Origin of the sequence: Pseudomonas sp. CM27 (genome assembly GCF_013179515.1) — a bacterium.
In the GTDB taxonomy this organism is placed as follows: Bacteria; Pseudomonadota; Gammaproteobacteria; order Pseudomonadales; family Pseudomonadaceae; genus Aquipseudomonas.
Genome location: NZ_JABMCN010000228.1, coordinates 1 through 10054, shown reverse-complemented (window position 1 = coordinate 10054; position 10054 = coordinate 1). Strand labels below are relative to the sequence as shown.

Sequence of the window (10054 nt, the reverse complement as noted above, 5' to 3'; positions counted from 1 at the left end):
AACAGCGGAAAACTGTTCCAGCAGCTCTTTCGGAACCTTTGGTAACTCTCGGAGCGGTTTTTTTTTGGTTGGCATACATGCACCTCTTACTCATGTTATGCCCGAACACAAAATTTCTGACACCCTCCAGGGCTGCCGGGCGCCTGTCTTGAGATGTCTGGCGCCTGGGAGATCGAGCGCCACACCCCTCAAGGCAGGCGCCCCTAACTCACTTGGTCACCGAAACCTTACTGAAGTCCAGCCGCCCGAACGGGCTCACCTGATATCCCTCGACCCCCTGGCGCAGCAGCGTCGCCGCCGTTGGATGCGCCAGTGGCACCCACAGCGCCTGCTGCTGGATCAAGGTCTGCGCCTGCTGATACAGCCGGCTGCGCACGCTCTGGTCATTGGTGGTGCGCCCGGCGCTGATCAGCTGGTCCAGGCGGTTGTCGCAGAAGCGTGCGAAGTTGGTCCCCGACTCCACCGCCGCACAGGAAAACTGCGGGCTGAGGAAGTTGTCCGGGTCGCCATTGTCGCCCGCCCAGCCCATGAACAACAGGTCATGCTCGCCCGCCTTGGCACGGCGGATCAGCTCGCCCCATTCGATCACGCGGATCTCCGCTTTCACGCCGATCTTGGCCAGGTCGGCCTGCAGCATCTGTGCACCCAGGCTTGGGTTGGGGTTCAGCAGGCTACCCGACGGACGGGTCCAGATAGTGGTGCTGAAGCCTTCTGCCAGGCCAGCCTTGGTCAGCAGGGCCTTGGCTTTTTTCAGGTCCAGTGGGTAGCCGGGCAGATCCTTGGCGTAGCTCCAGGTATTGGGCGGGTAGGGCCCGTTGGCGGCCACCGCAGAGTCTTCGAATACCGCCTTGAGGTAGGCCTGCTTGTCGAAGGCCAGGTTGATCGCCTGGCGCACTTCCGGCTTGTCCAGCGGCGGGTGCTGGCTGTTGATGGCGACGAAGGCGGTCATGAACGCCGGGGTGGTGGCGACCTTGAGGTTGCCATCCTTGCCGGCCTCGGCAATGTCCAGCGGCTTTGGCGACAGGGCCACCTGGCACTCGCCACGCTTGAGCTTCTGCAGGCGCACGTTGGCATCGGTGGTGATGGCGAAGATCAGTGGGTCGACCGCCGGCTTGCCGCCGAAGTAGTCCGGGTTGGCGCGATAGCGCACCACGGCGTCTTTCTGGAAGCGCTGGAACACGAACGGACCGGTGCCGATCGGCTGGCTGTTGAGCTTCTCGGGCGTGCCGGCCTTGAGCAGCTTGTCGGCGTATTCGGCGGAATAGATCGAGGCGAAGCCCATGCTCAGGGTGGCCAGGAACGTGGCGTCGGGGTGGCTGAGGGTGAAGCGCACGGTGTTCGGTGCCGGGGCCTCGATCGCCTTGATCAGGCTGGCCAGCTGCAGCGACTGGGCATGCGGGTAGCCGCCTGGGGCGCTCTTGTGCCAGGCGTGGGCGGGGTAGAGCATGCGCTGGAAACTGAACAGCACATCGTCGGCATTCATTTCGCGGCCGGGCTTGAACCAGGCAGTGGTGTGGAACTTCACGCCATCGCGCAGGGTGAAGTCATAGACCAGGCCATCGGCCGATACTGTCCAGCTAGCCGCCAGGCTCGGTACGACCTTGCCTTGCGCCGCATCGAACTCCACCAGGCGGTTCATCAACACATCGGCCGTGGCGTTGGTGGTGGTCAGCGAGTTGTACTGAACCACATCGAAGCCTTCAGGGCTGGCCTCGCTGCAGACGCTCAGCGGGGCAGCCTGAGCAACGCCGGCGGCGAACAGGGTGCCCGCAGCGAACAGGGAGTTGAAAAACAAGGAAAGGGCGGCAGCACGCATAGTGGCTCCTTGGCTGTCAGTGGCCCATCTGCCAGTGCAGTCTGGAAAAGGCCTACCCTAGTGCGCCCGCCGGTAAATGACCACACCCTTTTTTACAAATCTCGCGACGAGCGGTCGACGGCTGGCGGGGCCTGCCGCTATGCTGGCCCGGCGCGTTCTGGCTTGCAGCGATGTGCATCTACAGTTGTTGCAGCCAAGTCTTTCTGGTATAAAGCAGCGCTCTTTTCTAGGGGCTCGGCCTGTCGCATAAGCGGATCCGGTCGATAAGACCTCCAGAATCACGGCGCCCTGGCGCCAAAGACTGAGAGATTAAGCGGCCAACCCATGCCGGGTTGGGCATGTGGTTTTAGAGGGCTGAGTCATGTCGAGAGTCTGTCAAGTTACTGGTAAGGGTCCAGTAACCGGGAACAACATTTCCCACGCAAACAACAAAACCCGTCGTCGTTTCCTGCCGAACCTGCAGCACCACCGTTTCTGGGTTGAATCCGAGAAGCGTTTCGTGCGTCTGCGCGTTTCCGCCAAAGGCATGCGTATCATCGACAAGCGCGGTATCGACGCCGTTCTGGTCGACCTCCGCAAAGCTGGCACCAAGGTTTAAGGGAGAGCATCATGCGTGAATTGATCCGTCTGGTTTCGAGTGCCGGTACCGGCCACTTCTACACCACCGACAAGAACAAGCGCACCACCCCGGACAAAATCGAGATCAAGAAATACGATCCGGTTGTTCGCAAGCACGTGGTGTACAAGGAAGCCAAGATCAAGTAATTGATCGGCGACCTGAAAAAAACCCGCATCCGTAAGGACGCGGGTTTTTTTATGTCTACAGCCGGCTCAGTTGAAGTCGAAGCCCTGGATCAGCAGGTCGGCGCCGGCCTTGATCTGGATGCGTTCAACGTCGTACTCGCGGGTGCATATCTCATTGGGGCCAACCACCCGCTTGCGGCCGGTGAGGGTGCAGATGGTGTCCTTCAGTTCTGGCGCGTACCGGGTGCCGATCAGGTGGGCGAGGGTTTGCAGGGCTTCTTCGTTGGTCATGGTGATCTTCCTGTTGAAGTTGCGTGGCCCGACATGGGCAGGGCCATGCTCACGCACGCCAGCTGGCTTGCTGCGCTAAATAGTTATTTCTGTTCAAACATCACATAGATCTTGCGGCAAGGCTCCAGCACCTCCCAGGTGCCCTTGAACCCGGCCGGGATGACAAACCGATCACCGGCACGCAGGGTTTTCGCCCCGCCATCCTGGTCGCGCAGCACCGAAACACCCTGGACGATCTCGCAGTACTCGTGCTCGGTGTAGTTCACTGTCCACTGGCCCACCTCACCTTCCCACACACCGGCGGCAAACTGCCCGCAAGGGCTGGAGTAGTGGTTGTAGACCGCCTGGTCCGGTTCGCCCTTGAGGATTTTTTCCGCCGCCGGCCGGTAGCGTTCGGCTTCGGTGATGACCTGTGCGAAGTCGATGATGCTGGCGATACTCATGGTGCGGCTCCTGTTGTTGTTTAATAAAATGAACATCAGTAGGCTTTTGAGCCTTCCGTGTCAAATATATTGATAGTTTACAGCGGCTGGTTTAGGGTATCGCTTGCCCGTGTGCGCTCGTCGCCCGGCCAGAATTTCGACAACGCCTGTGAGTCCTCAGTGCGGCGTTGCACCTAAACAAGAGGAGGAGTTTCGTATGACCACCCTGACCCGTGCGGACTGGGAACAACGTGCCCAGCAACTGAAGATCGAAGGCCGTGCCTTCATCAACGGCGAATACACCGATGCCGCATCCGGTGAAACCTTCGAGTGCCTGAGCCCGGTCGACGGACGCTTCCTGGCCAAGGTTGCCAGCTGCGACCTGACCGATGCCAACCGCGCTGTGGAAAACGCCCGTGCCACCTTCAATGCCGGTGTCTGGTCGCAACTGGCCCCGGCCAAGCGCAAGGCCAAGCTGATCCGCTTCGCCGACCTGCTGCGCAAAAACGTAGAAGAGCTGGCGCTGCTGGAAACCCTGGACATGGGCAAGCCGATCGGCGACTCCTCCAGCATCGACGTACCGGGTGCGGCCCAGGCCATCCACTGGACTGCCGAAGCCATCGACAAGGTCTACGACGAAGTCGCCCCGACCCCGCACGACCAGCTTGGCCTGGTAACCCGCGAAGCGGTGGGTGTGGTTGGCGCCATCGTACCGTGGAACTTCCCGCTGCTGATGGCCTGCTGGAAGCTCGGCCCGGCGCTGGCCACCGGTAATTCGGTGGTGCTCAAGCCGTCCGAAAAATCGCCGCTGACCGCCATTCGCATTGCCCAGCTGGCCATCGAAGCCGGTATCCCGGCTGGCGTGCTGAACGTGCTGCCAGGCTACGGCCACACCGTGGGCAAGGCCCTGGCCCTGCACATGGACGTCGACACCCTGGTGTTCACCGGTTCGACCAAGATCGCCAAGCAGCTGATGGTCTACGCGGGCGAATCGAACATGAAGCGCATCTGGCTGGAAGCTGGCGGCAAGAGCCCGAACATCGTCTTCGCCGACGCCCCGGACCTGCAAGCTGCCGCCGAGGCTGCTGCCAGCGCCATCGCCTTCAACCAGGGCGAAGTGTGCACCGCAGGCTCGCGCCTGCTGGTCGAGCGTTCGATCAAGGACAAGTTCCTGCCTATGGTGATCGAAGCCCTCAAAGGCTGGAAGCCAGGCAACCCGCTGGACCCACAGACCACTGTCGGTGCCCTGGTCGACACCCAGCAAATGAACACTGTGCTGTCCTACATCGATGCGGGTCACAAGGACGGCGCCAAGCTGGTCGCCGGTGGCAAGCGCACCCTGGAAGAGACTGGCGGTACCTACGTCGAGCCGACCATCTTCGACGGCGTGACCAACGCCATGAAGATCGCCCAGGAAGAAATCTTCGGACCGGTGCTGTCGGTGATCGCCTTCGACACCGCCGAAGAGGCCGTGGCCATTGCCAACGACACGCCGTATGGCCTGGCGGCGGGCATCTGGACGTCGGACATCTCCAAGGCCCACAAGACCGCCCGCGCCGTGCGCGCCGGCAGCGTCTGGGTGAACCAGTACGACGGCGGCGACATGACCGCACCGTTCGGTGGCTTCAAGCAGTCGGGCAACGGCCGTGACAAGTCGCTGCATGCGCTGGAAAAATACACCGAGCTGAAGGCAACCTGGATCAAGCTGTAATCCAGAGGTTGGGGCCGCCACGCGGCCCTAGCAATAGCCGGGTCGGCTCACGCTGCCCCGGCTTCGTTGTTTTTGCTGTTCAAGAATTTTGCAAGGGAGGCTGCAATGCGTTGGGGTACCTACTTCGCCGTACTGGCGTCCGTGCTCAGCGTCGGGCTGGCGCTCGGCGTGAGCATGCCGCTGGTGTCCCTGCGCCTGGAGGCCTGGGGCTATGGCAGCTTCGCCATCGGCGTGATGGCGGCGATGCCGGCGCTGGGCGTACTGGTGGGTGCCAGCCTGGCCAGCCGCCTGGCCGGCTGGGTCGGCGTGCCTGCGGCCATGCGCCTGTGCCTGTGGGGCGGGGCGCTGTCGATCGGCCTGGTCGCACTATTGCCCAGTTATCCGTTGTGGCTACTGTTGCGCCTGATGATCGGCATGTCGCTGACTGTGGTGTTCATCCTCGGCGAAAGCTGGATCAACCAGCTGGTGGTCGAGCGGTGGCGCGGCCGGCTGGTGGCGCTGTATGGCAGCAGCTACGCCCTCAGCCAGCTGGCCGGGCCGTTGGTGCTGGGCTTTCTCGGCTCTGACGATGACTTCGGCTTCTGGGCCGCAACCGGCCTGCTGCTGTTGGCGCCGCTGATACTTCTGAAGCGTGGCGGTGCACCCAGCACGGAAGCCTGCAATGTCACCTTCCGCGACCTGTTCGCCTTCTGCCGGCGGTTGCCGGTGATCGCCTGGGCCATCGCCCTGTTCGCCTCGTTCGAGGCGATGATCCTCACCTTGCTGCCGGTGTATTGCCTGCAGCAGGGCTTCACTACCGAAATCGCCTTGTTCATGGTCAGTACCGTGGTGGTGGGGGATGCGGTGCTGCAGCTGCCCATTGGCGCGCTGGCCGACCATATGTCGCGGCGTACCTTGTTCACCGGCTGTGCGGTAACCCTGCTGGTGTCCAGCCTGGCGATTCCGCTGTTGCTGCATACCCCGGCCATCTGGCCATTGTGGGTGTTGTTCGGCGCCAGTGCCGGGGGCTTGTTCACCTTGTCGCTGGTGCTGATCGGCGAGCGCTACCGCGATGATGCGCTGGTACGGGCCAATGCCCACGTGGCGCAGCTGTGGGGTATTGGCTGCCTGCTTGGGCCGTTGCTGGCGGGGGCGGGGAGCCAGTGGGTCAGCGGGCATGCGTTGCTGTTGCTGATGGCTGTCGGGGCTGCCGGGTTGGTGGTGCTTACCCAGCGGCGCGGGGCTTTTGAGCCGGCGTCTGCCTGAGGGATTTTGGGGCCGCTTTGCGGCCCATCCGACCGGTCCGGCGCCCCGGCAAGGCCGCTCCTACAGCATCTTTTCCAGGCCAACTGCCTTGCTGATCCACGCATTGAAGCGCCGCCAGAGCCCCCCCGGCTCGGCTGTCAGCATGTGCCGCCGGCCATCGTCCTCGGTCGCCCATACCATCTTGTCCCCCACCAGCTTCACCTGGTAACTCAACGCTGGCGCCATACCCTGGATTGCCAGTTCACGGGTGTATTCCGCCAGCTCCGGGCTATCCACCAGTACGCCGACCTCGGTATTCCACAGCACCGAGCGCGGGTCGAAGTTGAACGAGCCAATGAAGGTCTTGCGCCGGTCGAAGACGATTGCCTTGCTGTGCAGGCTCGAGTCCGAGCTGCCCCGGAAGCTCAGGCGCCCGGCGCTTGGGTCACCTGGCTGGCGACGCAGCTCGTACAACTGCACGCCATGCTCCAGCAGCGCGCGGCGGTAGGGCGCATAGCCGCCGTGCACCGCCGGCACGTCGGTGGCCTCCAGCGAGTTGGTCAGCAGCTTGACCGAAATGCCGGCGTCGGCACTGTGGGTCAGGTACAGCAGGCCGGATTCGCCAGGCACGAAGTACGCCGACACCAGAATCAGTTCGTGCTGCACATTGCCGAGGTCGGGGGCCAGCTGCTGGGTCAGCAGCAGGTGCGGGTCCGGTTCGTCGTCGGCCAGGACTTTGCTGGGCGCATCCCACAGGGCCTGGCTATGGGCCCAGATCAGCTCGTTGCGCCAGATATCCAGGCGAGGCTGCGACTGATAGGCCATCAGGCGGTCGTACAAGGCTTTACGCCTGGTACGTGCCTCGGCCAGGGATGTCTCCAGGCGATGGCGGCTGGCGCGCAGGTCGGCGGCGTCCGGCTGCCGCCAGAGAAAATCGCCGATGGGGCGGCTGAGGGCGCTGTTCCAGTATTGATCGAACCCATGTCCCAGCTGCTCGGCCACCGGGCCTACGCCGAGCAGGTCAATGTCGGTGAAATTGAGGTTGGGCTCGGCATCGAAATACTCGTCGCCCAGGTTGCGCCCGCCAACGATCGCCATGCTGTTGTCCACCAGAAACAGCTTGTTGTGCATGCGCCGGTGCTGGCGCGACAGGTTGAACAGGCGGCCCACGGCGCGCGTCACGCCGGTGCTGCGGCCCAGATGCAGCGGGTTGAAGACGCGGATCTGGATGTTCGGGTGGGCGTCGAGGGTGCCCATGATGGTGTCCAGGCCGTCGCTGGTGGTGTCGTCGAGCAGAACGCGCACGCGTACCCCACGGTCGGCGGCGCGCAGCAGTTCATGGACCAGGGCGCGCGTGCTGAGGCCGTCGTGGACGATGTAGTACTGCAGGTCGATGCTGGCCTGGGCGTTGCGGATCAACTCGGCGCGGGCGCGGAATGCTTCGTTGCTGTTGGGCAGCAGGCGAAAGCCCGAGCGGCCGCCGTAGGGTGAGGCCTGGCGCAGCACCGAGCGACCGAAGGCCGAGTCATGGGCGGGCAGCGCCTGGCTGGTTTCGCGGGGTGGGCCGACGCTGGCGCAGCCGACAAGGCCGAGCAGCACCAGCAGGGGCAGGGCTCGCTGGAGTCTCAAGGGTGGATCGTCCTGTGCGGCGAAAGCTTGAAGGGTTGGACCGTGGTGGGCGGCGCAAAGTTACGCGCCGGCGCTATCTTCATCCAGTAGACGAAGGGCGGTTTCACCCACCTTGCGCACGGCAGCTTCGATCTGCGGCGTCGGCCGCGCGGCGAAGTTCATGCGCAGGCAGTGGCGGAACTTGCCCGAGGCCGAGAAGATGCTGCCGACGGCAACTTGCACGCCTTGCTCCAGTAAAGCCCGGTTCAGCCGTAGCGTGTCGAAATGTTCTGGTAATTCCACCCACAGCATGAAGCCGCCCTGGGGCCGGCTGACCCGCGTGCCCGCCGGGAAGTAGCGGGTTACCCAGTCGCTCATCTGGTCGCGGCCGCGCTGATACTGGCTGCGCATGCGGCGAACGTGGGGCTGGTAGTGCCCGCCGGCGATGAAGTCGGCGATGGCCAGTTGCGGTTGGCTGGCACTGCTGCCGGTGCTGATGTACTTCATGTGCAGCACCCGCTCAAGGTAGCGTCCGGGTGCCACCCAGCCCACCCTGAGCCCAGGGGCGAGGGTCTTGGAGAAAGAGCTGCAGAACAACACCCGGCCATCGTCGTCGAACGACTTGAGGGTGCGTGGGCGCGGGTAGGTGTAGGCCAGGTCGCCATACACATCGTCTTCCAGAATCGCCACATCGTAGCGTTGGGCCAGGCTCAGCAGGGCCTTCTTGCGCGCTTCGGGCATGATGTAGCCGAGCGGGTTGTTGCAGCTGGGGGTGATCTGGATGAGCTTGATCGGCCACTGCTCCAGGGCCAGCTCCAGGGCTTCCAGGCTGATGCCGGTGACCGGGTCGGTGGGGATTTCCAGCGCTTTCATGCCCAGGCCCTTCAGGGTTTGCATGGCGCCGTGGAAGCTGGGGGAGTCGACTGCAACAATGTCGCCTGGCTCGCACACTGCGCGGATGCTGCACGACAGCGCCTCATGGCAGCCGGTGGTGATCACCAGGTCAGCCGGGCCGAGGCGGCAGCCGGAGTCGAGCATCAGCCGGGCCACCTGTTCGCGCAGGGCCAGGTTGCCATGGATGTTGTCGTAGTACAGGCCAGGCATGTCCTGGCGCCGACTCAACTGGGCGAGGCTGCGCAGCAGCGGCTTGAGGGTGGGGCTGTCGATATCGGGCATGCCCCGCCCGAGTTGCACCACATCCTTGCGCGGGGTGCTGCGGATCAGCTCCAGCACCTGTTCCCACTGCGAGATATCCACCGGGCGCTGGGCCGGACGGCTCACGGCTGGCAGGGCTGGCAGGTGGCGGTGGTCGCTGACGAAGTAGCCGGACTTGGGCCTTGGCGAGACCATGCCGCTGTCCTCAAGCGTGCGGTAGGCCTGCTGCACGGTGCTCAGGCTCACCCCGTGCTCTGTGCTGAGTGCGCGCACGGATGGCAGCCGCTGCCCAGGGCGGTACAGGCCTTGTTCGATACGGGCACCCAGCAGCTCGGCAAGGTTCAGGTAGAGGGTCACGGCATACTCCTGCGCTGCAATGGCATAACGACCGGTACAGTTACCCTGAAAATACAGCATTCAGTCGGCCTACGGCCAATTCTGTATGGGAATAATAAGGCTGTATTGGATCTGTATTGCCGCTAGTGCCGACGCGCATGCTTTCTCCACGGTATCAACTGAATGGGAGAACGCAGCGATGAGTGGCATGAGCGATGTGCGCTTGCAACTGATGGCCAGGGAGCTGGAAGCCGGGCAGCAGGCCAAGGTGTTCAACGCGCCGCAGGGGCTGGGGCGCTGGGGGCTGATGCTGCATCGCTGGCACACCCGCAGGGCGCTGCTGCAGTTGACTGATGACGAGTTGCGCGATGTCGGGCTGAGCTGGGAGCAGGCGCGGATCGAGGGGCGTAAACCCTTCTGGAAGGACTGATCTGGCAGAGGCTGCGCTCCTGCACAGACCGCGTTGCTTTCAGACCAGCTCTTTAAGACGATGCCAGAGCATCCCCAACGCCAACAGCGGCGAGCGCAGGTGCTGGCCGCCAGGGAAGGTGATGTGCGGCACTTTGGCAAACAGGTCGAAGCGCCCGCTCTCCTGGCCGCTGATAGCCTCGCCCAGCAGGCGCGCTGCCAGGTGGGTGGCGTTCAGCCCATGCCCGGCGTAGGCCTGGGCGTAATACACGTTCGGCTGGCTGGCCAGGCGGCCCACCTGCGGCAGGCGGTTGGCACCAATGCCGATCATGCCCCCCC

General features: G+C 63.6%; 10 protein-coding genes and 1 pseudogene. 5 read left to right on the top strand and 6 right to left on the bottom strand.

The features are described from left to right. Positions 1 to 208: 208 nt before the first annotated feature. Entirely contained in the window at positions 209 to 1816 is a 1608-nt protein-coding gene (locus HP547_RS23180) for an ABC transporter substrate-binding protein (protein ID WP_172287607.1), read from the bottom strand. A 361-nt stretch (positions 1817 to 2177) separates the two neighbouring features. Between HP547_RS23180 and rpmB the strand changes: the two genes are divergently transcribed. Together rpmB and rpmG are read left to right on the top strand one after the other, a co-directional pair. Beyond that, a complete protein-coding gene (gene rpmB / locus HP547_RS23175; RefSeq protein ID WP_172223119.1) occupies positions 2178 to 2414 on the top strand; it encodes a 50S ribosomal protein L28 in 237 nt (78 codons plus the stop codon). A gap of 11 nt (positions 2415 to 2425) precedes the next feature. Next, positions 2426 to 2581, top strand: coding sequence for a 50S ribosomal protein L33 (gene rpmG, locus HP547_RS23170; RefSeq protein ID WP_003253507.1), 156 nt, complete (start codon positions 2426 to 2428; stop codon positions 2579 to 2581). A gap of 66 nt (positions 2582 to 2647) precedes the next feature. Here rpmG and HP547_RS23165 read toward each other — a convergent pair whose 3' ends face one another. Next, on the bottom strand, positions 2648 to 2851 hold the full coding sequence (locus HP547_RS23165; protein WP_172223115.1) for a hypothetical protein: 204 nt from the start codon (positions 2849 to 2851) through the stop codon (positions 2648 to 2650). Between the two features lie 83 nt (positions 2852 to 2934). Then, the gene (locus HP547_RS23160) at positions 2935 to 3294 is read right to left on the bottom strand and encodes a cupin domain-containing protein (protein WP_112249410.1); all 360 of its coding nucleotides are present in this window, start codon (positions 3292 to 3294) and stop codon (positions 2935 to 2937) included. A 196-nt stretch (positions 3295 to 3490) separates the two neighbouring features. Between HP547_RS23160 and HP547_RS23155 the strand changes: the two genes are divergently transcribed. Continuing rightward, entirely contained in the window at positions 3491 to 4984 is a 1494-nt protein-coding gene (locus HP547_RS23155; RefSeq protein WP_172287605.1) for an aldehyde dehydrogenase, read from the top strand. A gap of 105 nt (positions 4985 to 5089) precedes the next feature. Further along, on the top strand, positions 5090 to 6229 hold the full coding sequence (locus HP547_RS23150) for an MFS transporter (RefSeq protein WP_172287602.1): 1140 nt from the start codon (positions 5090 to 5092) through the stop codon (positions 6227 to 6229). A 60-nt stretch (positions 6230 to 6289) separates the two neighbouring features. On the opposite strand, the gene HP547_RS23145 is transcribed toward HP547_RS23150, so the two are convergent. Both HP547_RS23145 and HP547_RS23140 read right to left on the bottom strand, forming a co-directional pair. Further along, entirely contained in the window at positions 6290 to 7837 is a 1548-nt protein-coding gene (locus tag HP547_RS23145; protein WP_172223100.1) for a phospholipase D family protein, read from the bottom strand. Between the two features lie 60 nt (positions 7838 to 7897). After that, a complete protein-coding gene (locus tag HP547_RS23140) occupies positions 7898 to 9328 on the bottom strand; it encodes an aminotransferase class I/II-fold pyridoxal phosphate-dependent enzyme (RefSeq protein ID WP_172287600.1) in 1431 nt (476 codons plus the stop codon). Between the two features lie 178 nt (positions 9329 to 9506). Between HP547_RS23140 and HP547_RS23135 the strand changes: the two genes are divergently transcribed. Continuing rightward, positions 9507 to 9737, top strand: a complete 231-nt coding sequence (locus HP547_RS23135) for a DUF1127 domain-containing protein (protein ID WP_172223092.1) — start codon at positions 9507 to 9509, stop codon at positions 9735 to 9737. Positions 9738 to 9776: 39 nt separating this feature from the next. On the opposite strand, the pseudogene HP547_RS23130 reads toward HP547_RS23135, so the two are convergent. Beyond that, positions 9777 to 10054: pseudogene (locus tag HP547_RS23130) on the bottom strand (FAD-binding oxidoreductase); the annotation flags it as partial.

What these genes read in the sequence shown, in the direction of transcription:
- HP547_RS23150 (WP_172287602.1), top strand. Translation starts at nt 5,090, where the DNA reads ATGCGTTGGGGTACCTACTTCGCCGTACTGGCGTCCGTGCTCAGCGTC.
- HP547_RS23155 (WP_172287605.1), top strand. Translation starts at nt 3,491, where the DNA reads ATGACCACCCTGACCCGTGCGGACTGGGAACAACGTGCCCAGCAACTG.
- rpmB (WP_172223119.1), top strand. Translation starts at nt 2,178, where the DNA reads ATGTCGAGAGTCTGTCAAGTTACTGGTAAGGGTCCAGTAACCGGGAAC.
- rpmG (WP_003253507.1), top strand. Translation starts at nt 2,426, where the DNA reads ATGCGTGAATTGATCCGTCTGGTTTCGAGTGCCGGTACCGGCCACTTC.
- HP547_RS23165 (WP_172223115.1), bottom strand. Translation starts at nt 2,851, where the DNA reads ATGACCAACGAAGAAGCCCTGCAAACCCTCGCCCACCTGATCGGCACC.
- HP547_RS23160 (WP_112249410.1), bottom strand. Translation starts at nt 3,294, where the DNA reads ATGAGTATCGCCAGCATCATCGACTTCGCACAGGTCATCACCGAAGCC.
- HP547_RS23135 (WP_172223092.1), top strand. Translation starts at nt 9,507, where the DNA reads ATGAGTGGCATGAGCGATGTGCGCTTGCAACTGATGGCCAGGGAGCTG.
- HP547_RS23180 (WP_172287607.1), bottom strand. Translation starts at nt 1,816, where the DNA reads ATGCGTGCTGCCGCCCTTTCCTTGTTTTTCAACTCCCTGTTCGCTGCG.